General features: G+C 46.9%; 23 protein-coding genes and 2 pseudogenes. 21 read left to right on the forward strand and 4 right to left on the reverse strand.

Annotation, left to right across the window (positions count from 1 at the left end):
• Positions 1–91 precede the first annotated feature (91 nt).
• Genes gcvT through gcvPB form a run of 3 tightly spaced genes read left to right on the forward strand, consistent with a single transcriptional unit; the run spans position 92 to position 4,027 of the window.
• Complete coding sequence (gcvT, locus tag ACQCVE_RS00585; RefSeq protein WP_426861249.1) at positions 92–1,195, forward strand: glycine cleavage system aminomethyltransferase GcvT; 1,104 nt, start codon at positions 92–94, stop codon at positions 1,193–1,195.
• A 17-nt stretch (positions 1,196–1,212) separates the two neighbouring features.
• Positions 1,213–2,559: an aminomethyl-transferring glycine dehydrogenase subunit GcvPA gene (gene gcvPA / locus ACQCVE_RS00590; RefSeq protein WP_426861251.1), complete on the forward strand. Its 1,347-nt coding sequence runs from the start codon at positions 1,213–1,215 to the stop codon at positions 2,557–2,559.
• Complete coding sequence (gene gcvPB / locus ACQCVE_RS00595; protein WP_426845796.1) at positions 2,552–4,027, forward strand: aminomethyl-transferring glycine dehydrogenase subunit GcvPB; 1,476 nt, start codon at positions 2,552–2,554, stop codon at positions 4,025–4,027. The genes gcvPA and gcvPB overlap by 8 nt, the downstream gene beginning before the upstream one ends.
• Positions 4,028–4,053: 26 nt before the next feature.
• On the opposite strand, the gene ACQCVE_RS00600 is transcribed toward gcvPB, so the two are convergent.
• Together ACQCVE_RS00600 and ACQCVE_RS00605 are read right to left on the reverse strand one after the other, a co-directional pair.
• Positions 4,054–4,500, reverse strand: a complete 447-nt coding sequence (locus tag ACQCVE_RS00600; RefSeq protein WP_426845798.1) for a DUF4385 domain-containing protein — start codon at positions 4,498–4,500, stop codon at positions 4,054–4,056.
• Positions 4,501–5,426: 926 nt separating this feature from the next.
• Positions 5,427–5,795 (reverse strand): rhodanese-like domain-containing protein, encoded by a 369-nt coding sequence (locus ACQCVE_RS00605; protein ID WP_426845816.1) that lies wholly within the window; start codon positions 5,793–5,795, stop codon positions 5,427–5,429.
• Between the two features lie 191 nt (positions 5,796–5,986).
• Here ACQCVE_RS00605 and ACQCVE_RS00610 point away from each other — a divergent pair, with 191 nt between their 5' ends.
• From ACQCVE_RS00610 to ACQCVE_RS00630, 5 genes and pseudogenes are all read left to right on the forward strand, one after another.
• Positions 5,987–6,823, forward strand: coding sequence for a lipoate--protein ligase family protein (locus ACQCVE_RS00610; RefSeq protein ID WP_426861253.1), 837 nt, complete (start codon positions 5,987–5,989; stop codon positions 6,821–6,823).
• A 390-nt stretch (positions 6,824–7,213) separates the two neighbouring features.
• A pseudogene (locus ACQCVE_RS00615) lies at positions 7,214–8,005 on the forward strand (ribonucleotide reductase N-terminal alpha domain-containing protein); the annotation flags it as partial.
• A gap of 356 nt (positions 8,006–8,361) precedes the next feature.
• Positions 8,362–10,128 (forward strand): annotated as a pseudogene (locus ACQCVE_RS00620) (vitamin B12-dependent ribonucleotide reductase); the annotation flags it as partial.
• 273 nt (positions 10,129–10,401) lie between these two features.
• Complete coding sequence (gene mntR, locus ACQCVE_RS00625) at positions 10,402–10,830, forward strand: transcriptional regulator MntR (protein ID WP_426861255.1); 429 nt, start codon at positions 10,402–10,404, stop codon at positions 10,828–10,830.
• Between the two features lie 156 nt (positions 10,831–10,986).
• Entirely contained in the window at positions 10,987–11,868 is an 882-nt protein-coding gene (locus ACQCVE_RS00630; protein WP_426861257.1) for a patatin-like phospholipase family protein, read from the forward strand.
• Here ACQCVE_RS00630 and ACQCVE_RS00635 read toward each other — a convergent pair.
• Positions 11,865–12,245 (reverse strand): SA1362 family protein, encoded by a 381-nt coding sequence (locus ACQCVE_RS00635; protein WP_426861259.1) that lies wholly within the window; start codon positions 12,243–12,245, stop codon positions 11,865–11,867. The genes ACQCVE_RS00630 and ACQCVE_RS00635 overlap by 4 nt on opposite strands.
• 31 nt (positions 12,246–12,276) lie before the next feature.
• Positions 12,277–13,218, reverse strand: a complete 942-nt coding sequence (locus ACQCVE_RS00640) for a DUF1385 domain-containing protein (RefSeq protein WP_426861261.1) — start codon at positions 13,216–13,218, stop codon at positions 12,277–12,279.
• Positions 13,219–13,455: 237 nt separating this feature from the next.
• Between ACQCVE_RS00640 and ACQCVE_RS00645 the strand changes: the two genes are divergently transcribed.
• The 13 genes from ACQCVE_RS00645 to spoIIIAG all read left to right on the forward strand — a co-directional run bounded on the left by ACQCVE_RS00645 (position 13,456) and on the right by spoIIIAG (position 23,852).
• Positions 13,456–13,980, forward strand: coding sequence for a YqhR family membrane protein (locus ACQCVE_RS00645; RefSeq protein WP_426861263.1), 525 nt, complete (start codon positions 13,456–13,458; stop codon positions 13,978–13,980).
• 194 nt (positions 13,981–14,174) lie between these two features.
• Positions 14,175–14,624 (forward strand): type II 3-dehydroquinate dehydratase, encoded by a 450-nt coding sequence (gene aroQ, locus ACQCVE_RS00650; RefSeq protein ID WP_426861265.1) that lies wholly within the window; start codon positions 14,175–14,177, stop codon positions 14,622–14,624.
• On the forward strand, positions 14,611–15,675 hold the full coding sequence (locus ACQCVE_RS00655) for a M24 family metallopeptidase (RefSeq protein ID WP_426861267.1): 1,065 nt from the start codon (positions 14,611–14,613) through the stop codon (positions 15,673–15,675). The genes aroQ and ACQCVE_RS00655 overlap by 14 nt, the downstream gene beginning before the upstream one ends.
• Positions 15,676–15,752: 77 nt before the next feature.
• A complete protein-coding gene (efp, locus tag ACQCVE_RS00660; protein WP_426843826.1) occupies positions 15,753–16,310 on the forward strand; it encodes an elongation factor P in 558 nt (185 codons plus the stop codon).
• 365 nt (positions 16,311–16,675) lie between these two features.
• Complete coding sequence (locus tag ACQCVE_RS00665; RefSeq protein WP_426861268.1) at positions 16,676–18,253, forward strand: UDP-N-acetylmuramoyl-L-alanyl-D-glutamate--2,6-diaminopimelate ligase; 1,578 nt, start codon at positions 16,676–16,678, stop codon at positions 18,251–18,253.
• A 629-nt stretch (positions 18,254–18,882) separates the two neighbouring features.
• Complete coding sequence (locus ACQCVE_RS00670; protein ID WP_426843828.1) at positions 18,883–19,164, forward strand: YqhV family protein; 282 nt, start codon at positions 18,883–18,885, stop codon at positions 19,162–19,164.
• Between the two features lie 67 nt (positions 19,165–19,231).
• Positions 19,232–20,152, forward strand: a complete 921-nt coding sequence (gene spoIIIAA, locus ACQCVE_RS00675) for a stage III sporulation protein AA (protein WP_426843829.1) — start codon at positions 19,232–19,234, stop codon at positions 20,150–20,152.
• Positions 20,140–20,655 (forward strand): stage III sporulation protein SpoIIIAB, encoded by a 516-nt coding sequence (spoIIIAB, locus tag ACQCVE_RS00680; protein ID WP_426843830.1) that lies wholly within the window; start codon positions 20,140–20,142, stop codon positions 20,653–20,655. The genes spoIIIAA and spoIIIAB overlap by 13 nt, the downstream gene beginning before the upstream one ends.
• 23 nt (positions 20,656–20,678) lie before the next feature.
• Entirely contained in the window at positions 20,679–20,885 is a 207-nt protein-coding gene (spoIIIAC, locus tag ACQCVE_RS00685; RefSeq protein WP_035404031.1) for a stage III sporulation protein AC, read from the forward strand.
• Between the two features lie 13 nt (positions 20,886–20,898).
• Positions 20,899–21,291, forward strand: a complete 393-nt coding sequence (gene spoIIIAD / locus ACQCVE_RS00690) for a stage III sporulation protein AD (protein WP_426861750.1) — start codon at positions 20,899–20,901, stop codon at positions 21,289–21,291.
• A gap of 18 nt (positions 21,292–21,309) precedes the next feature.
• Positions 21,310–22,542 (forward strand): stage III sporulation protein AE, encoded by a 1,233-nt coding sequence (gene spoIIIAE, locus ACQCVE_RS00695; protein WP_426843831.1) that lies wholly within the window; start codon positions 21,310–21,312, stop codon positions 22,540–22,542.
• Positions 22,543–22,552: 10 nt separating this feature from the next.
• Entirely contained in the window at positions 22,553–23,197 is a 645-nt protein-coding gene (spoIIIAF, locus tag ACQCVE_RS00700; RefSeq protein ID WP_426843832.1) for a stage III sporulation protein AF, read from the forward strand.
• Positions 23,190–23,852, forward strand: coding sequence for a stage III sporulation protein AG (gene spoIIIAG / locus ACQCVE_RS00705; protein ID WP_426843833.1), 663 nt, complete (start codon positions 23,190–23,192; stop codon positions 23,850–23,852). The genes spoIIIAF and spoIIIAG overlap by 8 nt, the downstream gene beginning before the upstream one ends.
• The last annotated feature ends 1 nt before the right edge of the window (position 23,853 follow it).

Here is a 23,853-nt window from a genome sequence, read left to right on the forward strand (position 1 = left end):
ACTTTCAGGTGCCAAGGACAGAGCCCTTCTGAATCATTTCAGGAGAGGTCTGTCCTTTTTTGCCGTTTTTCATCACAGGGGAGGGAATGCATTGACACAGCTGAAAAGAACACCTTTATTTGAATGGTATAAAGAGTCCGGAGGAAAAACGATTGATTTCGGAGGCTGGGAGCTGCCCGTTCAGTTTTCTTCTATTAAAGAGGAGCATCAGGCGGTCAGGACGAAAGCGGGGCTGTTTGATGTTTCTCACATGGGCGAAGTATCCATTAAAGGAAAGGACAGCCTTGCCTTTCTGCAAAAATTAATGACCAACGATGTCTCTGCCTTAAAACCGGGCGGAGCACAGTATACCGCAATGTGCTATGAAAACGGCGGGACAGTGGATGATTTGCTTGTATACAAAAAAGCAGAAGATGATTATTTGGCCGTCATCAATGCATCCAATATCGAGAAGGATCTTGAGTGGATGCTGCAGCACCAATCAGGGGATGTAGAGCTTGTAAATCTTTCCGATGCCACCGCTCTGCTTGCTTTACAGGGACCGCTTGCCGAACAGGTGCTGCAGACTTTAACAGAAGAAAAATTAAGGGATATCAAGTTTTTTAAATTCAGAGAGGATGTTCCGGTTGCCGGGGTTAATGCCCTCGTATCAAGAACCGGCTACACTGGCGAGGATGGCTTTGAGCTCTACTGCAGGTCAGAGGATGCCCCCGTTTTATGGTCAGCAATTCTTAAAGCAGGGAAAGAGGACGGAGTACTTCCATGCGGACTCGGTGCAAGGGACACCCTTCGGTTTGAATCCAATCTGCCACTGTACGGCCAGGAGCTTTCAAAGGATATCACTCCGATTGAGGCTGGAATTGGCTTTGCCGTTAAACCGGGCAAGGAAGCGGATTTTTTCGGCAAGGAAGTGCTGAAAAACCAAAAGGAGAATGGGGCGCCAAGAAAAATGGCAGGGCTTGAAATGCTGGATAAAGGCATCCCGAGGCATGGATACCCTGTTTTCAAAAATGGAGAAAGGATCGGGGAAGTTACGACCGGCACCCAGTCTCCTACCTTAAAGAAGAATGTAGGCCTTGCCCTTCTTAAAGCTGAGTTCACCGGACTTGAAACAGAAGTAGAAGTGGAAATCCGCGGCAGGCACCTGAGAGCAAAAGTTGTTTCTACACCATTTTATAAGCGTCCTAGAGGATAAAGAGAGGGGATCATGCTATGAAGCACCGTTATTTGCCGATGACGTTACAAGATGAGAAAGAGATGCTGGGTGCTATTGGCGTCCAGACGATTGATGAACTGTTCGAAGATATCCCGGAACAGGTCCGTTTCAGCCGGGAGTATGCGATCAAGCCTGCAAAGTCCGAAACCGAGCTTCTTAGGGAGCTGAGCGGACTTGCTGATAAAAATAAAGACCTCCGCCAAAACGCTTCCTTCTTAGGTGCAGGTGTCTATGACCATTACATGCCAATTGTCGTGGATCATGTCATTTCGCGTTCGGAGTTTTATACGGCCTACACTCCGTATCAGCCTGAAATATCCCAGGGAGAGCTTCAGGCAATCTTTGAATACCAAACGATGATCTGTGAGCTTACCGGGATGGATGTGGCCAATTCCTCTATGTATGACGGAGGGACCGCGCTGGCAGAAGCCGCCATGCTCGCCGCAGGACAGACGAAAAAGAAGAAAATTCTCGTATCAGAAGCCGTAAACCCGGAATCAAAGGATGTTCTCCGCACCTATGCGAAGGGACAATATATTGAAGTCGTTGAAATTCCTGCTCCTGCAGGCGTAACAGACGCATCCGAGCTTGAGAAACAAATGGGTGAGGATGTGGCAGCGGTGCTCTTTCAATATCCGAACTTCTACGGTCAAATTGAACCTTTGAAAGATCTCGAGCAGATTGCCCATCAAGGAAAGAGCATGATGATCGTTTCTTCCAACCCTCTTGCTTTGGGAGTTCTGACTCCTCCCGGCGAGCTAGGCGCGGACATCGTGGTAGGAGATGCCCAAGTATTTGGAATCCCATCTGCCTTTGGGGGACCGCATTGCGGATATTTTGCCGTAAAGAATAAGCTGATGCGCAAGGTGCCGGGAAGGCTTGTCGGGCAGACAGTAGATGAAGAAGGACAGCGTGGATTCGTTCTCACATTGCAGGCGCGCGAACAGCACATCCGCCGCGATAAAGCGACATCCAACATTTGCTCCAATCAGGCGTTAAACGCCCTTGCAGCCTCTGTCGCGATGACAGCGCTTGGGAAAAAAGGCGTGCGTGAAATGGCCGTTCAGAATTTGCAGAAAGCGAATTATGCAAAAAGACGGTTTAAAGAGGCCGGATTTACACTTCCGTTTGAAGGGGCCATTTTTAATGAATTTGCGGTCAAACTGGATATCCCTGTTAAAGAGGCCAACGCCCACCTGATTCAGTCAGGGATCATCGGAGGCTATGACTTGGGATTAACAAATCCAAGCCTGGAGGGGCACATGCTTGTTGCGGTTACAGAGCTTAGAACAAAGACTGAAATCGACCAGCTCGTAAAGGAATTGGGGGATCGCCATGAATAAACAGGATCAAGCACTCATTTTTGAACTAAGCAAGTCCGGAAGAGTCGGATACAGTCTTCCGGAAATGGACATTCCTGCAGAGGATCTGAGCGAACTGCTTCCGGGTGAGTATATCAGGCAAACAGAGCCTGAGCTGCCTGAAGTGTCAGAGCTTGATATCATGCGCCATTACACCGCATTATCGAAACGGAACCATGGAGTGGACTCAGGCTTCTATCCGCTCGGATCCTGCACGATGAAATACAATCCTAAAATTAATGAGAACGTCGCCAGAATGGCTGGTTTCGCCCATATCCACCCGCTTCAGGAAGAGGGAACGGTGCAGGGTGCGATGGAGCTGCTGTATGACTTGCAGGAGCATCTTAAAGAAATCACCGGAATGGATGAAGTAACACTTCAGCCTGCTGCCGGGGCTCATGGAGAATGGACGGGTCTGATGATGATCCGCGCCTACCATGAAGCGAATGGGGACCATAACCGGACGAAAGTGATTGTTCCTGACTCTGCTCATGGGACGAATCCCGCATCTGCCACAGTCGCCGGGTTTGAAACGGTAACCGTCAAGTCCGATGAAACGGGCTTAGTGGATCTTGAAGATTTGCGAAGAGTAGTGGGAGATGACACCGCTGCGTTAATGCTGACAAACCCGAATACACTCGGGCTGTTTGAAGAAAACATTCAGGAAATGGCCGGGATTGTCCATTCGGCAGGCGGAAAGCTTTACTACGACGGGGCGAACCTGAACGCCGTGTTAAGCAAGGCAAGACCAGGGGATATGGGCTTTGATGTCGTCCATTTGAACCTTCATAAAACCTTTACCGGCCCTCATGGGGGCGGAGGTCCGGGATCAGGACCGGTAGGAGTAAAGCAGGATTTAATCCGATTTCTTCCTAAACCGGTGCTTGTAAAAAAAGATGGGGCCTTTCATTTCGATTACAGCCGGCCTGAATCGATTGGCCGGGTAAAACCGTTCTATGGAAACTTCGGCATCAATGTCCGCGCCTATACGTATATCCGAACAATGGGACCCGACGGATTAAAGGCAGTGACAGAGTATGCGGTTTTAAATGCCAACTACATGATGAGAAGGCTGGCTCCACACTTCGACTTGCCCTTTGACAAGCACTGCAAGCATGAATTTGTACTGTCAGGAAAGCGCCAGAAGAAGCTTGGAGTACGTACTCTGGATATAGCCAAACGGCTGCTGGATTTCGGCTACCATCCGCCGACCATCTATTTCCCTTTGAATGTAGAAGAATGCATCATGATTGAGCCGACCGAAACGGAATCAAAGGAAACGCTGGATGCGTTTATTGATGCGATGATTCAAATTGCAAAGGAAGCAGAAGAAAATCCCGAATTGGTGCAGGAAGCCCCTCACACAACCGTAATTAAGAGACTGGACGAGACGCTTGCAGCGAGAAAGCCCGTCCTTAAATACGAAAAAAAAGAAACCGTTCCAGATTGACGGTATAAAAAAGGAGCATCAGGAGTTCAGCCAAACTTCTCCTGATGCTCTTTTTTCATTTTAAGGTACTCTTCATCGGCTCGCACCTGCTTCCACTTTTTTTCAAAGATGGCGGCAGACTCAGCCTTCGTCTCGTCAATTTTCCGATCGTGTATGTTCCCGTCCTTATCATACTTCCGGCCGCCTTTATAATTTGCGTATCTCCGGGAGCGTGTATAGCCCATCTGGAGGAATTTCCGGGCCATGTCCATCCCGGGGAAATCGCCCTTCTTTTTGTATTGAAGATAAAGCTCATAAATTTTCTCCGATGATTCCTTGGCAATCTCAGGGGTTTTAAAGCGCCAATGCGGAAGAATCTCACTTTTATACGGTTCGACCATCAGGACGCCCTGCTCGCCTCGGCCGACCCGGTATTTTTCCGGATTCTTTCTAAAATCGGTGTGCTCAAAATCCATGTCGTAATCAAAAGCCATAGCGGATGCCTCCTTTTCTGGAATTTTACCCTTTTGAGAGAGGCAGAAAACTGGTAGGTGTGCAATGTGGAGGCAGGGCAGGGGAGGAAACAGGAAAAGGCTGACCTTTGCTGTTCATTTAATAGATGAAGTCTGGATAAAGGTCGTTTTATTGGTTTTCACGTCTTTTTGGTACACGATTTCCTCTCGGGGGGCCCGTCAGAATGAATTGCAGCGGAATAGAAGACTGTTTCTTATAGATTTAAGCGTTTCCGGGACGGGAATGATATGGATATCGACCGAAATTTTATTATATCGACCTTACTTTTTGTAAATCGACCGTATCTTATCCTATATCGACCGAAAATTTCGTTTATCAGCCGATTGATCGAAGATATCGACTTTTCGACAAAAATTGCTAAATTTCATTGTTCCGATTGAGCGCCAGCTGCCTCTGGCATTAGGACCTGTACAAGGCTGCGTGTGATTCCTCCGGCCCCCGTTGCGTCACAGCACAAAGGGACAGAGGCCGAAAGCTCTCCTTCTTACTCCGCCAGCGCTTTTGATGCTACGGGGACAGAGGAAGACCAGGTGACATAATCGGGGACGGAGGCAGCCTCCGACCCCATTTTTCGGTTTGTTCGGGGTCGGAGCTGAGACTTCGCCATTCCTTGTGCTGCAAGGTTTTGATCACAATGGGGACGGAGGTTTAATGCTTTACCAGAGCGGGGGTCGGAGGCAAGCCCCCGCTCAGGTAAAGCGGTGCCACCGCTATCACCGTGCATCGAAGCAAGGAACGGAGGCACCTCCCGTAAAATCAGTTTCAGGTATAAGGTCCAAACCCGGGCAAAGCACCCACCACCCACCCCCGCCCACTCCCCCAGAAACCCGATACAAAAGGAATCGAATAAGGGGCTGGCACCATTTCCGGCGCCAGCCCCTGTGAGTTATTTCTTTTTAATTTTTCCAGTCCATGTACGGAATCCGCCTTTTAGCGTGTAAAGCTCCGTGTGGCCTTTTTTCTTCAGCTGCTGGGCAGCGCGGCCGCTTCTGGACGTATTTTGGCAATATAGATAAACCGGCTGGTCTGCACGGATCTCTTTATGGCGGTGGCGCATTTGTGAAAGGGGAATATTTCGTGCTCCCCAGATGTGGCCGCCTTCAAACTCCTTCGGCTCTCTTACATCAATCAGCTGCGCTTTGCGGTAGCCTGCACGGAATTCTTCTTCCGAAAGAGATTTAAGAATTTTTCGCTGATAAAAAAAGGTGAATAACCCATAGGCTGCGACTCCTGCCAGAAGCACAATCAGTATAATCCATTCCAATGAAACTCGACTCCTTCTTTCTTAAAGAAAATGATTCTTTAAACGATACTTTTAATTATATAAGAGGCTGTCTTAAATGTCACTTCAAAAAAGGCCGGATTTGTTTTCAATCGGGCTTTGATTTGATAGACTTAAAAAGAATCTTTTGAGGCAATGATTAAATGGCTGAAAGAGGGAAGTACATGACCAAAGAAAAATGGAGATTTATAGATTCGGGCAGCTGCTCGCCTTCATTCAATATGGCGTTGGATGAGGCGCTGCTTGATTGGCACAGTGAAGGGAAAATTCCTCCGGTCATTCGTTTTTACGGATGGAATCCGGCGACTCTGTCGATCGGATATTTTCAAAAAGCAGAGAAAGAAATTGATTTTGAAGCGGTTGCGCGCTACGGTCTGGGATTTGTAAGACGGCCTACGGGAGGCAGAGGGGTCCTTCACGACCAGGAACTTACATACAGCGTCATTGTAACGGAAGAGCATCCGGAAATGCCTCATTCGGTTACGGAGGCATACAGGGTTATTTCAGAGGGGATATTGGAAGGCTTCCGGAACCTTGGGCTGGATGCCTATTTTGCGGTACCAAGGACGGAGGAAGAAAAAGAGGGCCTTAAAAATCCGCGATCCTCTGTTTGCTTCGATGCCCCGTCCTGGTACGAGCTTGTTGTAGAGGGACGTAAAGTAGCAGGAAGTGCACAGACCCGCCAAAAAGGGGTTATCCTTCAGCATGGATCCATTCTTTTGGACTTGGATGAGGATAAGCTGTTTGATTTGTTCAAGTATCCGAGTGAGCGGGTTAAGGAGCGGATGCGGAGAAGCTTCAGCAGCAAGGCCGTAGCGGCCAATACACTAAGAGCTCAGCCTGTGACGGTGACGGAGGCACGAACCGCATTCAAGAAGGGCTTTGAAGCCGGTCTGGATATTGAGCTTGAACCGTATGAATTGTCCGAACCGGAAGAAGCCTATGTCAGGGATCTGGCCAAAAGGAAATATGAAAGCGATGATTGGAATTACAGAAGGTAAGCATGCAAAAAGCGGCGTTCCAGCCGCTTTTTCATTTTGGAAGATATTACGTCTGGTTAAGATAGAACAAGTGTTCTATAATGATTGCAGGTTAAATTTTTTAAGCATATAAGAAAAAAATGCTAGCTTTTCCTTATTTTATCAGAAGGTAAAATACCTTGGGGTTTTGCAAACGACAAAATGGTTTAATTTAAAGAGATGATAGCAGACTAGCTTCTGTTTGCTCTGATTTGCTCCTTTTTTTATTTAGTTTTCAATTTGACAAAATGGGGAAAAAGCCAGCTATAATCAATATCTAGTATTGTTCTTAATAATGTATGCACTATATGTTGATTCTTTGGTAGGATCTATGATATTTTTACTAAGTACTAAGAATGAGGAGTTGTTAGAATGCCCGTTTCATTAAAGGAGAAGATGAGTGTGGATGCCGACAAGCTGAATAAGGATATTTCCTTGTTTCCGCAGGTCCATCCGGTGACAGAGGATATGCACATTACGCATAAAGGAGTTTCCCGCCTCGTCATGCTGGACAGATATACGTTTAAGGATACTGAAAAAGTGACTTTGGCAAAAGGTGACTTTGTCGTCCTGACCATTAAAGAGGATCCTAAATTTCCTGCCCGGGGACTCGGCTACATCGTAGAACTTGATTGGCCGGCCAAAACTGCCACGGTTCTTGTGGATGAAGAATACCGGCATTCATTAGATCATCCGGAAGAAGTGGAAAGCGGATTGATTGTCCGTTCTCTTGACGTAATTGAAAAGCCTCTTGAAGTATATTACGAGCAAATCGCTAAACGGAATGCGACAGGCCTTGCTTCCGTGGAGCAAACGGAAGAAAAACGCCAGGAATGGTTTGAAAGGTTTTACCACGAGCTGGTGACCATGAATTTTGTTCCTGCAGGCCGCGTTTTATACGGAGCGGGAGCAGGCACTGACGTAACGTACTTTAACTGCTATGTAATGCCATTTGTCCAGGATTCCCGTGAAGGCATTTCTGAGCACCGCAAACAAGTAATGGAGATCATGAGCCGCGGAGGGGGAGTCGGAACGAACGGGTCTACTCTTCGTCCGAGAAACACCCTAGCCCGGGGAGTAAACGGTAAATCCTCTGGTTCGGTTTCATGGCTCGATGACATTGCCAAATTGACGCATCTTGTAGAGCAGGGTGGGTCACGTCGTTAACAAACTCGGCGACGTAATCTCGCGAATTGCTGGAACCTCCTAAAGCTCAATCAGCTACAACGCAGCCGGCAACGGCAAACGTGAACGCTTGAAAATGATTGGGATACGACAATGGAAAATCAGCAGCGAAGCATCTTTGGAAACGAAGATGAACGTTCAACGACTATTGAAACTTCCTGAATTTTTTCTTTAATACGAACGGAAGAAGTAAACCGCAGCAGCCGGAGACGGTGCTGCGGGGCGCGAGACATGGAAGGATTCCTTCTTAGATGATATAGTCTGATCTCATGTGAAAGCATGAGAGCCTGGCAGAAATGACCCGGCCCCGCTTTTAAAAGCGGAGTAACAATTTGGGAGCACAAATGATTATGCTTGCCGACTGGCATCCGGATATTGTGGAATTCATCATCTCCAAGATGCAGAATCCGCGCATACTTCGTTTTCTGATTGAAAACACAAAGGATGAGTCCATCAAACGGGCAGCGAAGGAGAAGCTGAAATTTACTCCTTTCACCCAGGCTGAGCAGGATATGTACCAGGGCATCGTTAACTACAAAGCCATTCCCGGCAATGGCGGTTTCTCTGATAAAGTTATGAAGGATGCCGAATTAAAGCTTAAAACCGGCGGGCATTACAGCGTACACAACTCTGAGTTTCTTACTGGAGCAAACATCTCAATTTGCCTGACGAATGACTTCATGAACGCTGTAGAACAGGACATGGACTACTCCTTGAGATTCCCTGATGTTGAGAGCTACAGTAAAGAAGAAATGAAGGCCTATAATGAAGAGTGGCACAAATCCGGAGACGTCCGCGAATGGGAAGCTAAAGGCTTCAAAGTCCGCACGTACCGCAAGATCAAAGCGAAAGAGCTCTGGAACCTTGTAAATATCTGTGCAACCTACTCTGCAGAGCCCGGAATTTTCTTCATCGATAACGCGAATGACATGACCAACGCACAGGCCTATGGCCAGAAGGTTGTAGCGACGAACCCATGCGGAGAGCAGCCTCTGGCGCCATTCTCTGTATGCAATCTTGCCGCTGTAAACCTGGCTGAAATGGCGGACAAAGAAACAAAAACGGTTAATTTTGATAAGCTCCGCAAAACGGTGGAGACGGGTGTACGGATGCAGGATAACGTCATCGACGCGACCCCTTATTTCCTTGAAGAAAATAAGAAACAGGCGCTCGGTGAACGCCGTGTTGGACTGGGTGTCATGGGTCTTCACGATTTGCTCATATACTGTGAGACTGAGTATGGAACAGAAGAGGGCAATGAGCTGACTGACAAAGTATTTGAAACGATTGCAGTAACAGCTTACCAGGCATCTGTGGAGCTTGCGAAAGAAAAAGGAAGCTTCCCATTCCTGACCGGTTCAAGAGAGGCTGAAACGGTTGAGCTCCGTGAACGTTTTACGAGAACCGGCTACATGAAGAAAATGCCTGACGGTCTGCGTGAGGAAATCGTGAAATATGGAATCCGCAACTCTCACCTGCTGACTGTGGCTCCGACGGGGTCAACCGGTACGATGGCAGGGGTTTCGACCGGTCTTGAACCATACTTTTCCTTCTCTTATTTCCGAAGCGGAAGATTAGGTAAGTTTATTGAAGTGAAAGCAGACATTGTTCAGGAATATTTAGACCGCCATCCTGAAGCAGATCCTCACAATCTGCCGCACTGGTTTATTTCCGCGATGGAACTTTCTCCTGAAGCACATGCGGATGCACAGTGTGTCATTCAGCGCTGGATCGACAGCTCCATCAGCAAAACGGTCAATGCTCCAAAAGGCTATTCGGTTGAGCAGGTTCAGGGTGTGTATGAGCGCCTTTATAAGGGCGGTGCAAAAGGCGGCACAGTTTACGTGGATGGAAGCCGTGACACTCAGGTGCTGACCCTTAAAGCGGAAGAAAACACATTTGATGAGGAAACAGATGAAGCGCCAAAGGAAAAAGGCAAAGTCGTTCTTGTTGATACCATCAATGCTCTTCAGTCTACTGATGTAACGATTGGGAATGAAGTAGGCAACAAATGTCCGGTCTGCCGTGAAGGCACGGTGGAAGATCTGGGCGGCTGCAACACATGTACAAGCTGCGGCGCTCAGTTGAAGTGCGGATTATAAATGTTTATGCCAGGCTGCGAAATCAGGCAGCCTGGTTTTTTTATGAAGTTGAGCGGATTTTTTCAATAAAATGGAAATTATGGAAGGTCTGCCTAACCGTAAACCGTACCGCCTTTGCCGGCTGCCCAGAGTGATTCACATCACTGTGCCCCCCTCCAAAAGCCTTACACACCGCGAAGTTTCCTTGTCACCACATGAAAAAAAGTGTACACTTGTTATGATTTCATTAAATATGATAGGTACGGTTAGCAAGCAATGGAGGGACTTTGAATTATGCCAACACCCAGCATGGAAGATTACATTGAACAAATTTACAATCTTATAGAAGAAAAAGGATATGCCAGAGTCTCAGACATAGCAGAAGCACTTGGTGTCCATCCCTCCTCTGTGACGAAAATGGTGCAGAAACTGGATAAAGACGAATATTTAGTGTATGAAAAATATAGAGGTCTCATTCTGACTCTAAAGGGGAAAAAAATCGGCAAGCGTCTCGTTTTCCGTCACGAATTGCTTGAGCAATTCATGAGAATGATCGGAGTCGATGAAGAAATCATTTATGATGATGTGGAAGGTATTGAACATCATCTGAGCTGGAATGCAATTGACCGGATTGGAGACCTTGTCCAGTACTTTGAGGAGGACCCTAAAAGGGCCGAGGATTTAAAAACCGTCCGGAAACGCAGTGAGCAGGACCCTTCTTAGTTTAGCAGCCTGCCAAGCCTGCTCTTTCATTCCCTTCTTTGAAGACCCCGTTTCCTGAATCGCTCTCCTGCACGCGCCCCACATTCTTTCCGCCAGTTCTAAACCGCCAGCCTGGTGAAGTAGAATAAACATAACAGCGGACAGAGGGGGAATCCTGTGTATATAGATGGTGTTTTTTCCGGTGGAGGAATAAAAGGCCTTGCAATGGCCGGGGCTTACCAGGCTATTGAGAAAAAGGGTCTTGAGTTTACGAGTCTCGCAGGAACGAGTGCGGGATCCATCGTAGCGGCTTATATCGCAGCAGGATATAAAAGTGAAGAAATCATCCGCTTGCTTGAGGATGTAAATTTAAAGGATTTTATGGATGAGCGGATTTCTTTTTTTCCTCTCCGGTTCTTAAAGTGGATCTCCATTTACTGGAGGCTTGGTTTGTATAAAGGGGATAAGCTTGAAAATTGGATTGCCTCAAATTTAAAAGCGAAGGGAATTTCGACTTTCGGTGATTTCCAGCCTGGGGCTTTGAGGGTTGTTGCGTCGGACCTGACCAACGGGAAGATTGCCGTGCTGCCGGACGATCTGCCCTACTACGGAATCAATCCTGAAAACTTTTCAGTTGCGCGTGCGGTGCGCATGAGCTGCAGCCTGCCCTACTTTTTTGAACCGGTAAAGCTGACATCACGGCAGGGGAATTGTGTTGTTGTGGACGGCGGGGTGCTAAGCAATTTTCCTATTTGGCTCTTTGGAGAGGAACAATTTCGCAAAAGGCCGGTCCTCGGCATCCGGCTGACTCCGAACGAACAGGAACGGCCCAAAAATAAAATTACCAATGCGTTTGAGCTTTACGGAGCATTGTTTGAAACCATGAAGGATGCTCATGATGCCCGTCATATTTCACGGAGGCATGAGCGGAATATCATTTTTCTCCCGGTAGATCACATTTTAAGTACAGAGTTTGATCTGACAGAAGAAAAAAAGCTAGCTCTCATTGAGCTAGGCAGAAGTCAAACGGAGCTTTTCCTCCGAACATGGGCCTATTAATAAAGGGCCCTGTTTTTCTTTTTCCCTTTTTTTCCTTCAATCACTGTCAGGTGGCTTGAGCTCTTGCTTTTCTTTTTCAGCGGTTTGCTTTTCGTATACTTTTTAATCGGTGTTACCGTCTTGGAAGGGGATGCGGAATAAGTCTTTTCACGCGCAGGCCGTTTTTGCTGCTTTACCGCTTTTGAATACGATGAATGCTCAGCTCCCATTCTCTTTTTCATAAAATAACGGAACACAAGATAAACAATGGCGATGGTGATTGCGATTATCGCCGCCTGCCTGAGCAAGCCGGCCGGGTCCGTGATTAATGCCGTAATCAAGTACAATCCTGCAAGACCGACAATAGCCAGAAAAAACCAGTTTGATCCGCGTTTCATGAATCCACCTCCCAGGTTAGTAAAAAGAGTGCTAAACGATTTGTTCGTTTGAAAGCTGGGTTTCTTTCTCCATTTTCAGCAATTCCTCAAAGCTTGTAATCGCTACTTCAACCTGCTGATTGTCAGGTTCTTTTGTCGTTAACAGCTGCAGCCACAAACCGGGAAGACCGAGGGCTTTTAAAACCGGAACGTTTCGAAGCGAGTTCGTCAGCTGCAGAACCTCAAATGAAATGCCCAGCACAACTGGAATCAACGCAATCCGGTTAGCGACCCTGACCCACAATGGATCGGTCGGAACAAGCAGATAAACGAAAACCCCGACGATGACGGTAAACAGGATGAAACTGCTTCCGCAGCGGTAATGAAGCCTCGATTGCTTTTGAACGTTTTCGACCGTCAGCGGCAATTCGTTCTCGTAGCAGTTAATGACTTTATGTTCAGCTCCATGATACTGAAACACTCGTTTGATCAAAGGTGTAAGCGAAATAAAATAGATGTATGCGAGCAGCAGAATCAGCTTGAAAGCTCCTTCAGCCATGATTTGGGAAAAATCGCTGCTGAAAATAAAGCGTGTCGATTCTGCAAGGAAAACCGGAACTAGAGTGAAAATGAACTTTCCGAACAGGAACGACAGGATTCCGACTGCCGCGACCCCGAGAATCATGGACAGCTTTGACTCTTTTCTCTCCTCAGCTGCTTTTCCGTCATCTTCCGGAGCTACATCAAACCGTTCAGTTGAAAAATTCAAATGCTTCGTTCCGTTTGCACTTGCTTCCAATATAGCTACAATGCCCCTGATAAATGGGATCTTTTTTAGTTTTGCAAGTGTGGGATGGGTCTTTCTTGGTAAATGGAAAAACTCGATGGACTGATCCTTCCTCCGAATGGCTGTAACGTAGTGATGCTTCCCGCCGAACATCACACCTTCAACCACTGCCTGCCCGCCGTATGCGGGCTTTTTCTCTGTAGACATGAAACACCAACCTATCTAAAAGGGTCACTTCTGAAAAGCGAAACAGCCAAAAGTGTTATGATTCTATTTTACCTAAAAAACAGGCAAACCACTAGGCTGATCTTTCATTGTTTTTACTTTAATGTGCGGGTCCAGTCTTCTAGAAATAGTATACCCGTCCATTTTTTTCTTACACATTTATTCTGACTGTCATGGGCTGAAGCAAAACCGGGCATACTTATGCCGAGGTGAATGCATATGAACAGTCAAAATACCGGCGGGGGAAAAGCAGGTCCAACAGCTGTTTCGATTTTAGGAAGAGTGGCGTCAACGGGGTTTGCAGGAGGACTGCTATGGTCAGCGGGGGGCTTTATTGCTGCATTTTTTAAGCTTGCTGAAGTCAGTCCCAATATGATTCTGCAGCCCATATCGGCAGGAGCCTGGAAAGACGGCGCGGCAGGGAATATCGTCAGTATTTGCCTGCTGAGCGTGATCTCGATCGGGATCGCTTTTATTTATTACCTGATGTTTCGGAAAATCCATTCCATCTGGGGGGGGATCGGTTTTGGAATCGGCTTGTGGGGGTTAGTCTTTTTTCTTGTTCTTCCATTGTTCCCGGTTCTTAAGACAGCAACCCAGCTTAGCTCCGATACGATCGTCACAACGCTCTGCATCTACATTCTTTATGGAATGTTTATAGGCTACTCAATCTCCTATGACTACAGCGAGGTGCAAAAAGAAACAGAGTCCAAGAACTCTAAACCATTAGAGGAAAATAGCTGATTATGGTAATATAAAGAAGGATACATAGCATTTTGGCTTGCTGCAGCTTGGTTTTTCCAAGCTTTCTTTATTTTTTGGCTTCGGTGTTAATTTAAGCACCTGTTGATTGGAGCGGAACTGAGGAGAAGCGGACGCCTGCCAGCTGCACAGCCACGTTTAACAGAGCTTATTTTTTCTGAGATGGGGGAGAGAGAATGAAGAGGTATCTCGTTTTAAATGGACCCAATCTGAATCTCCTTGGAAAACGGGAACCGGGAGTTTACGGTATGAAAACGCTGACGGAGCTGGAACGGGAGCTGCTTCATTTTGGGGGGGAATCCGGAATAGAAGTGGTATGCTTCCAGTCAAATCATGAAGGGGATTTAATCGATGCCATTCATGAATCGGAAGACCAGTATGAGGGAATTGTCCTGAATCCAGGGGCTTTTACCCATTACAGCTACGCAATTCGCGATGCGGTTGCAGGAGTATCTGTTCCCGTTATGGAAGTACATATATCAAACGTTTATGCGCGGGAAGAATTCCGTCATCATTCAGTAATAGCACCGGCAGCAGCGGGACAAATTGCGGGTGTTGGATTTTACGGGTACAAACTGGCGCTTATGGCTTTAATGAATCAAAAAGGGGGAAATGAACATGCTTGAAAAATTAAGACATTCATTTAAAGATTCAGGGATTGACGGCTTGCTCCTGACAAGTGAGTACAACCGCAAATATGCAACAGGCTTTACCGGATCTGCAGGGCTTGCCATCATTTCAGAATCGAAGGCTGTTTTAATTACAGATTTCCGCTACACCGAGCAGGCTGCTAAGCAGGCGCAGGGCTTCGAAATTATCCAGCACACCGGTTCGATTGCCGAAGAAGCGGCTGTTCAGGCGAAGAAATTGGGGATCGTCAAGCTCGGGTTTGAACAGGACCACGTGACCTTCGCTTCTTACGAAGGATTTAAAAAAGCAATGGCAGGAATTGAACTGGTACCGGTGTCAGGAGCGGTGGAAAAGTTACGCTTGATTAAGTCCCCTTCAGAGATTAAGATATTAAAGGAAGCGGCGCAGATTGCAGATGCCGCATACTCTCATATCCTTCACTTCGTCCGACCGGGCTTAAAGGAGATCGATGTGTCAAACGAACTCGAATTTTTTATGAGAAAAAACGGGGCGGCTTCATCTTCATTTGATATTATTGTAGCCTCCGGTTTCCGGTCAGCGCTTCCCCACGGAGCAGCGAGTGATAAAGTAATTGAGTCCGGTGACTTGGTGACACTTGACTTTGGCGCTTATTATAAAGGGTATTGCTCTGATATCACAAGAACCTTTGCAGTCGGAGAGCCCACCGATAAGTTAAAAGAGATTTATTCCGTTGTCCTTGAAGCACAGCTGCGGGGCATGAACGGGATAAAAGCAGGAATGACAGGCAAAGAAGCCGATGCATTGACCAGGGATCTCATTACGGAAAAAGGGTACGGTGAATACTTCGGTCACTCTACAGGCCATGGCCTCGGAATGGAAGTTCATGAAGGACCGGCTTTATCCATGAGGTCTGAAACCATTTTGGAGCCTGGAATGGTTGTTACCGTTGAGCCAGGGATTTATATTGCAGGCCTTGGCGGCGTCAGGATCGAAGATGACACAGTGGTAACTGAAACAGGAAATGAATCCCTGACTTCTTCCCCAAAAGAACTGATTATCCTGTAAAAAAAGGCGCTATCGCTTTTTTACATAAGCTATCCGGGACCTTCCCGGAGCAAAAGATTGCTAGGAGGAACACATTTATGATTTCAGTTAACGATTTTCGTACAGGTTTAACAATAGAAGTGGACAACGGCATTTGGCGCGTTATTGATTTCCAGCACGTAAAACCTGGAAAAGGAGCGGCATTTGTACGCTCCAAGCTTCGCAACCTTCGTACAGGTGCGATTCAGGAAAAAACGTTCCGTGCAGGTGAAAAAGTGGGCAAAGCCCAAATTGATACCCGCAGAATGCAATACCTTTATGCAAACGGCGATATGCATGTTTTTATGGACAACGAATCCTACGAGCAGATTGAGCTTCCCGGAGGATCCATCGAATACGAATTGAAATTCCTAAAGGAAAATATGGAAGTTCAAATCATGATGTACCAGACGGAAACACTCGGAGTGGAACTGCCGAACACCGTTGAGCTGAAAGTTACCGAAACGGAGCCAGGCATTAAAGGCGATACAGCATCAGGCGGCACGAAGCCGGCTACACTTGAAACCGGCCTGACCGTTAACGTTCCGTTCTTCATCAATGAAGGGGATGTTTTGATTATTAATACAACAGAAGCATCCTACGTCTCAAGAGCTTAAATAACAGAAAACCCGCCGTTCCGGCGGGTTTTTGTGTTTAGCAGCTGTAAGACCGAATAAAAGAATAACCAGCAGAAAATCACTCTCTTCCCCTCTTTTAATGCATCCAGATTTTCCCTTGTTTCGACCTTCCTGTCAGAGGGTAATATATGAAAACCATCTGTGTAAAACAGTGGTTACCCCCAAAAATGAAGAAGACAATACGGTTTATTTATTAAACGATTGATTTTTTAACAGGCATTGCTGCAACTGGTTTTTCATGACTGCTGCCGCTCATTCCTCTTCAAAGTCAGCTCAAACCGGTTCTTTTCCATTATCATTCATTGCTTCATTGGCAGTTACTCTAAATATCTGTGAGGTCATATATGCGCATTCATTTTAATCACTTATCAGAAGTCCCAGTAAAAAAAATATTCGGTCCGCCTTCACAGCAAATCCATCATTTAACGTTTGATTCCCGCCAAGCAAACGATAACTCTGTATTTTTCAGCATGAGAGGGGAAAATCACGACGGGCATCAATATATAGAAGACGCATTGAAGAAAGGAACGGTTGCCGTCTTCGGTTCAGATTATGTGCAGCTTCAGCAATTAAGTGTAAAATACCCGGCCTGCACCTTCCTCACTGTGGATAACGTACGGGAAGCGATGGCGAAATTCTCTAAACACTATTACCATCATGCAGATGAACAACTGAAAACGATAGGCATTACAGGAACAAACGGAAAAACGACAGTCGCCGCATATGTCCGTTCGCTGCTGACTTTGCTTGGAATGTCTACGGGATCTATCGGAACAACGGGCATATGGTCTTCACGAAAGAAGCTTTCCTACAAAAAAAGTACGCCGACCACTCCTGAGTCCCTGGATCTGCAGCGAATATTCCGGGATCTGGCTGATCTGGGAGAGGAAGCTGTGGCGATGGAGGTTTCATCCATCGCTCTGGACCAGCACCGGGTAGATGACATTTTATTTGATGTAGCCATTCATACGAATCTTTCAGAGGAACATTTGGAATATCATGGTACATTTGAGCATTACAAAGAATGCAAGCTGCGTCTGTTCAGGCAGGCTAAGTATGCCGTTATCAATATTGATGACAACGGGATGGGGAAGGAGCTCGCAGGCACGTTCTCCGGGCTGCATTTCACCTACAGCATGTCAGAGGACAAGCAGGCCGATCTTTACGCATCGAATATTGAGATCTTGCATACAGGCACTGCCTTCGAACTGCGTTATGCAGGCAGCGACTACAGGGTGGAAGTTCCTGTATTTGGAGAATACAACATCGCAAATGTCCTGTCGGCAATCGGGGCGGCTCTGTTATTCGGGTACCACATAGAGGACATTATTAAAGTGCTTTCCAGTCTGGAGAGCCCTGAAGGCCGTTTTCAGATCATCAATGGACCCGGCAGCCGCAAAATCATTCTTGACTATGCTCATACGCCTGTTGCGCTGACCCGGCTTTTAGAAGAAGTAAGGAAGCTTCCGCACAGCCGATTAATTGTCATGATTGCAGGAATCGGCATCAGGGATTTTGCAAAAATGCCCAAAATGGCGGCTGTTGCTGAAAACAAAGCGGACGAGATCATCGTTACGGTAGACCACCCCGGAGAACATGACCCGCAGATCATTGTGAACCAGGTAATGAAGGGCTTTCGCAAGCCGCACCTGTCCTCCATTCATCAGGGACTGACGAGGAAAGATGGGGTTTTAAAGTCTTTAGAACTTAGTCAGAGCAACGATATTGTTCTGCTTACAAGCGGGTGCATCAATGGGGCCCAAATCGTTAAGGGAGAAGCCATTCCGCATTCTGACGAAGAAATTATTGAAACCTTTTTTAAATCCTGGAAACAGGGAAAAGCCGGCCGGAGGGTATCACATAAAAAGCTAATCCTGAAAAGAACCGAGCGGCTCCCGGTTGCGTGCAGAAAAAATGGATAATCAGATAAACCCGGTTCAAACGTGAACCGGTTTTTTTTTTATTTGGCTTTGTTCATGCATGATGCTGATTTATTAACAGCTGTTGATTGGAGTGGAAGCCATGAGACTGCTCCGTAAAAAGAGAAGCGGTAAAGGTGGAACCACAAAGGCTCAAAGCGGCGGGGAGGCTCACCGCCCTTGGATAAGCGAATGTCTGCTAACTGCAATCAACAGCTGAGTGAGCCAATAACAAAACTGAAATACATCCTGGAGAGGCAATGAGAGCAAGTCAGACTTTAATGTGAAAAAAAATCGCAATAGAAAATAGTGGAATGCAAAGCCTCCGGATACCGGAGGTTTTCTTTGTGGGTACCGTTTCGATCTAAAAGTATTGGTTATAAGGCGGAAGGAGCGAAAAGCAGCGGGACAGATGAGATCGCGCAGCCGATCAGAAGCGGGTTTTCACTGCCCCGCCCGCGGCCGCAGAGCTTTAAAACGGACTGAACGAACAGCCTCTTTAGTATAAAACCATTGACGGGAATAAGGCTGCCGTTATCTCCAACCCTGATATTCAGCGGATCTTAAAGAGTTTTCTTTCTATTTCTTGTCCATTCCGCATAGGCTGTACAAAACGGATTTGAGGTGAGGGTATGAGAAATTGGTGGGGCGGACTGGATCAGACTGTGCTTGCGATGGCCGGCCTTAGACTGCTGTCTGCAAGCATTGAGCTGACGGCAGCCATTTGTATGCTTTTGGTCAATGACGTTCGAAAGGCGATTGCGATTAATTCTGTCCTGGCGATTGTTGGACCGGCCATTTTTATCGGGACGATGGCGATCGGGATTTACCAGATTGCTGGCGATGTTTCATATGGGAAGATGGTGTTTATTGCACTCGGAGTGGTTTTTATTTTAGTGGGGATTTACAAGTAAGCAGTAGCATAAAGCGGACAGGCGTGCATACATTTTTTATAACAGGCGGTATAAGGAGGAGTCCTCAATGGATGAGATTATGCGGGTCCTTCCTGATTCGATCAGAAGGCATTTGCAGGAGCTTTCTGAATCAGAGCGCAGCCAGCTTGAAGAAATACGGATTCGTATTTTCAGGCCAGTAGAGATTCTATTAGGCGGCGGTCACCTGTTCTTGCCTTATGCTGCGAGTCCTGATGATGGACAAGTGCTTCTGAATGAAATAAGCGGATTCTCAATTTATACCCTGGAAGAGGAGCTTCGAAGGGGGTACATTACCATTTCAGGAGGACACCGGATCGGACTTGCCGGAAAAGTCATTACGGCTGGAGGACGCGTGAAAATGATCCGGGATGTAACCTCTTTTAATATAAGGGTTGCTAAGCAGAAGATTGGGGCAGCCGATCCGCTGCATCCTGTTTTATTTAATGGATACTGGATGAACACGCTTATAGTTGGCCCTCCTCAAACCGGAAAAACGACCTTGCTGCGGGACTTGGCGAGAATCATCAGTTCAGGGACAGACAGTGAAAAGAGCAGGAAGGTCGGAATTGTAGATGAACGATCTGAAATTGCAGGCTGTGTAAACGGGATCCCGCAGCATGAGTTAGGCCATAGAGTGGACGTGCTGGACTCCTGTCCAAAAGCTGAAGGAATGATGATGATGATCCGGTCTCTCAGTCCGGACGTCATGATCGCAGATGAAATCGGTTCAAGCGAGGATTGCGGGGCCATTATGGAAGCTGTCCACGCAGGCGTGCGAATTATAGTCAGTGCCCACGGATTCGATGCTGAGGATGCAGCGAAGCGTCCATCTATTTTGCCGCTGTTTGAAAACCGTGTCTTTGAGAGGGTTATCGAGCTGAGCCGGAAGAATGGAGTCAGGAGTCTGCGCATTCTGGATGCAGATCTGAATTTAGTCAGCGGGGAGGAACGGATATGGTCAAGCTGATCGGAGCGGTCATGATCCTGTTTGCTTCAACTTGGATTGGGTTTGAGATTGCCGGCAGATTCGGGAAACGCACGAGGCTGCTGCGGGAGTTAAAGGTAGCTCTTCAATCACTGGAGGCAGAGATCGTGTTCAGCCAAAAGCCAATAAAAGCAGCCGCATCGGATTTAGCAGGACAGCTTGAACAGCCGCTTTCCCATTTCTTTTCCCAATTCTCCTCCATCCTTTCAGGAGGCGGAAAAAACACAAAAGCTGCCTGGGAGGAGAGCCTTGAGCAGCTGGCCGCTTCGAGCACCTTGCAGAAAAACGAGCTTGAGGTCATGCGGCAGTTTGGGGAGACCCTGGGCAGGCACGATCTCATTTCCCAGCAAAAGCATATTAAATTGGCCATGGTCCATTTGGAACGGGAAGAAACCGAGGCGGCAGACAGGCAGAACCGGTATGAACGGATGATCAAAAGCATCGGATTTTTAAGCGGGCTGCTGCTCGTGATCGTACTGCTGTAGCAGCGAAAGGAAGGAGCTTTTTAATGGGCGTCGATATCAATATCATCTTTCAAATTGCCGGAATCGGGATTGTGGTTGCTTTCCTTCATACCATTCTTGATCAGATGGGGAAGAAGGAATATGCACAGTGGGTTACGCTTCTTGGGTTTATTTATATCTTGTTTATGGTTGCCTCCATTGTGGACGATCTTTTCAAGAAAATTAAAGCGGTCTTTCTGTTCCAGGGATAGGGAGGCGGGCACAATCCAAATCATTCATATTGTTGGTCTTGGCCTCGTTGCTACGTTTTTGGCGCTTGTATTGAAAGAGCAAAAGCCCACGTTCGCGTTCCTGCTTGTTGTGTTTACCGGCTGTGTCATCTTCCTTTATCTGGTAGATCAGGTGTATGAAATCATCCGGATGATTGAAAAAATCGCGGTCAACGCGAATGTGAATCTCATTTATGTTGAAACAATCATGAAAATCATCGGCATTGCCTACATTGCTGAATTTGGAGGCCAATTAACAAAAGATGCCGGACAGGGGGCCATCGCTTCAAAAATCGAGCTTGGCGGAAAAATTCTCATTTTGACGATGGCGATCCCAATCCTAACCGTCATTATTGAAACCGTTATTCAAATGATTCCTGAATTTTAACCGAAATGAGGGAGGGAAATGAACAGACTGGCCGCACTTGTTTTTTATTTGATTCTTTTTTGGCCGGCGATTGGACAGGCTGAGTCCGGTTCCTATACTGAAAGTCAGGACGAAAGCACACCTGAAGGAGAGATTTCACCTGTATCCGCACACCCCGCCGTACCGGAAGCCGTTGTGAAAGAGCAAGCAGACAGGCTGGATCTGGAGCGGGTCAAATCGTTTTGGGACGAGCTCTTGACCGAGTATGGAGGGTTTTTGCCTGAAAGCCAAAAAGGAAGTCTATATGATTTTGTGACCGGAGAAAAGCACTTTTCCATGACAGAATGGTTTCAGGCGCTGCTGAAATACTTATTCCATGAAATTCTCGCAAATGGCAAACTGCTTGGTACACTGATACTTCTTACCATCTTCAGCATGCTGCTTCAGCTTCTGCAAAACGCTTTTCAGCAAAGCACCGTCAGCAAAGTCGCGTATGCCCTTGTTTACATGGTGCTGATCATTATTGCCCTGAACAGTTTTCACATCGCCATCCAATATACAAGTGATGCCATCCGTTCGATGACCAACTTTATCATGGCTCTCATTCCATTGCTCCTGGCCCTGATGGCCTCTTCCGGCGGACTTGTATCCGCCGCCTTCTTTCATCCTGTGATTCTCTTCCTTATGAACACAAGCGGGGTGCTGATTCAAAACATTGTCCTGCCGCTCCTTTTTTTATCGGCACTTTTAAGTATTGTCAGCACGCTGACCGATCAGTATAAAGTCACCCAGCTGGCTCAGCTGATGAGACAGGCCGGGATCGGGCTCCTTGGAACCTTTTTGACGATTTTTCTCGGTGTCATATCTGTTCAGGGCGCATCCGCTGCTGTAACCGACGGCATCACCATCCGGACGGCCAAATTTTTAACGGGAAATTTCATTCCGGTCCTTGGGCGCATGTTCACAGATGCGACCGATACGGTGATCAGTGCGTCTGTTCTTCTGAAAAATACGGTAGGGATAGCAGGAGTAGCCATTCTTCTCGCCATTGCGGCCTTTCCTGCTCTGAAGGTGCTCTCTCTCGCGTTTATCTATAAATTTGCAGCAGCGATCCTGCAGCCTGTTGGCGGCGGACCGGTTATTAAATGCCTGGATATTATCAGCAAAAGTGTCATCTATATTTTCGCGGCTCTGGCAATCGTTTCTTTCATGTTTTTTCTGAGCCTGACCGTCATCATCGCTGCGGGCAACTTAACTTTAATGGTTCGATAGGAGGGCGAATATGGCATTTTTAACAAGCTGGATTACGAATATCATATTGTTTATTCTTCTTGCCATCGTCATTGATATGCTGCTTCCGAACTCCTCCATGCAGAAATATGCCAAGATTGTCATCGGACTAATGCTGATTGCGGTCATTTTAAACCCTGTCTTCCAGCTGTTTTCGGTGGATATCAATGAGCTGATCGAAAAATTTCAGTTGACTCAGGGGCAGCAGGATGAAGAATCAAATAAATTGATAGAATCTCAAAAAAAAGAAATACAAGCCTCCCACCGTGCATATATTTTAGAACAAATGGCTGTCCAAATGAAAAATGATGCCGGGGAGGAACTGAAGAAAGAATATCAGATGGAAATACAGGATATTGCGATTCACGTCTCTGAGGAGCAGGAAGCGATTGAAAGCAGCAAAGATGTAAGCACAGTCGAAGTATTGGTTCGCGCCCCCTCAGAAAAAAGAGCGAACGCCATTGAGGCCATTGAGCCCATCGAGATTGATGCATCAGAAGAAATCGTTCCGGAAGGGGAGCACGAGGCTGATCATCAGCTTCGGAGTATGGCCTCTTTGCTCGCGCAAATTTGGGAGTTGGATCAGAAGCAAATTCTAATCCGTGCGGAAGGAGGGGAGGGTCAGGTTCATGAGTGACAAAACGACGGTCATGGAAAAGGTGAAGAAGTTTTTCAATCAGCACGGCGGACAGTCTAAGCTAAACCCTAAGACATTGCTTATCCTGCTGGCAGCGGGAATCGGCTTAATGCTTCTGAGCAATCTGACAAGTGGAGGAGCCAAACCGGAATCCCCACGGTCTGCAGCCGTTACAGGCAGCAGCGGGACAGCTGAAGATCAGGAAGTGTTCAAGCAGTCCGGCGATACTGAAAAGGACTTGATTGCAGGATATGAACAGGAATATGAGAACCAGCTAAAAGAAGCCCTGGAGACCATCAGTGGGATTGATGATGTATCAGTTGTAGTGAATGTAGATGCGACCTCCTTAAAGATATTGGAAAAAAACCGCAATTCGCAAAGCCAGGTCACCAATGAAACCGATCGGGACGGAGGCGAACGCAAGGTGGATGACCGGACGGTTGATGAACAGGTCGTCATCATCAAGCAGGGCGATAAAGAAACACCGATCGTTCTTCAATATACAAAACCTTCTATCAGGGGTGTTCTCGTTGTAGCCAAAGGGGCGGACAACGTTCAAATAAAAAAACTGATCGTGGACTCTGTAACACGGGTGCTTGGTGTAGAAAGCTTCAAAGTTGCAGTAGCTCCGAAAAAAATAAAGGAGGGCTCATAAT

The sequence above is a fragment of the Metabacillus sp. 113a genome, from assembly GCF_050107635.1.
GTDB lineage: Bacteria > Bacillota > Bacilli > Bacillales > Bacillaceae > Metabacillus_B.

Coding starts and splice junctions, on each gene's coding strand:
- mntR (WP_426861255.1), top strand. CDS start 10,402: ATGCCAACACCCAGCATGGAAGATTACATTGAACAAATTTACAATCTT.
- ACQCVE_RS00640 (WP_426861261.1), bottom strand. CDS start 13,218: ATGTCTACAGAGAAAAAGCCCGCATACGGCGGGCAGGCAGTGGTTGAA.
- spoIIIAE (WP_426843831.1), top strand. CDS start 21,310: ATGAACAGACTGGCCGCACTTGTTTTTTATTTGATTCTTTTTTGGCCG.
- ACQCVE_RS00665 (WP_426861268.1), top strand. CDS start 16,676: ATGCGCATTCATTTTAATCACTTATCAGAAGTCCCAGTAAAAAAAATA.
- spoIIIAG (WP_426843833.1), top strand. CDS start 23,190: ATGAGTGACAAAACGACGGTCATGGAAAAGGTGAAGAAGTTTTTCAAT.
- spoIIIAA (WP_426843829.1), top strand. CDS start 19,232: ATGGATGAGATTATGCGGGTCCTTCCTGATTCGATCAGAAGGCATTTG.
- gcvPB (WP_426845796.1), top strand. CDS start 2,552: ATGAATAAACAGGATCAAGCACTCATTTTTGAACTAAGCAAGTCCGGA.
- ACQCVE_RS00610 (WP_426861253.1), top strand. CDS start 5,987: ATGACCAAAGAAAAATGGAGATTTATAGATTCGGGCAGCTGCTCGCCT.
- spoIIIAB (WP_426843830.1), top strand. CDS start 20,140: ATGGTCAAGCTGATCGGAGCGGTCATGATCCTGTTTGCTTCAACTTGG.
- spoIIIAF (WP_426843832.1), top strand. CDS start 22,553: ATGGCATTTTTAACAAGCTGGATTACGAATATCATATTGTTTATTCTT.
- ACQCVE_RS00645 (WP_426861263.1), top strand. CDS start 13,456: ATGAACAGTCAAAATACCGGCGGGGGAAAAGCAGGTCCAACAGCTGTT.
- ACQCVE_RS00635 (WP_426861259.1), bottom strand. CDS start 12,245: ATGAAACGCGGATCAAACTGGTTTTTTCTGGCTATTGTCGGTCTTGCA.
- ACQCVE_RS00600 (WP_426845798.1), bottom strand. CDS start 4,500: ATGGCTTTTGATTACGACATGGATTTTGAGCACACCGATTTTAGAAAG.
- gcvPA (WP_426861251.1), top strand. CDS start 1,213: ATGAAGCACCGTTATTTGCCGATGACGTTACAAGATGAGAAAGAGATG.
- ACQCVE_RS00670 (WP_426843828.1), top strand. CDS start 18,883: ATGAGAAATTGGTGGGGCGGACTGGATCAGACTGTGCTTGCGATGGCC.
- spoIIIAC (WP_035404031.1), top strand. CDS start 20,679: ATGGGCGTCGATATCAATATCATCTTTCAAATTGCCGGAATCGGGATT.
- aroQ (WP_426861265.1), top strand. CDS start 14,175: ATGAAGAGGTATCTCGTTTTAAATGGACCCAATCTGAATCTCCTTGGA.
- ACQCVE_RS00655 (WP_426861267.1), top strand. CDS start 14,611: ATGAACATGCTTGAAAAATTAAGACATTCATTTAAAGATTCAGGGATT.
- efp (WP_426843826.1), top strand. CDS start 15,753: ATGATTTCAGTTAACGATTTTCGTACAGGTTTAACAATAGAAGTGGAC.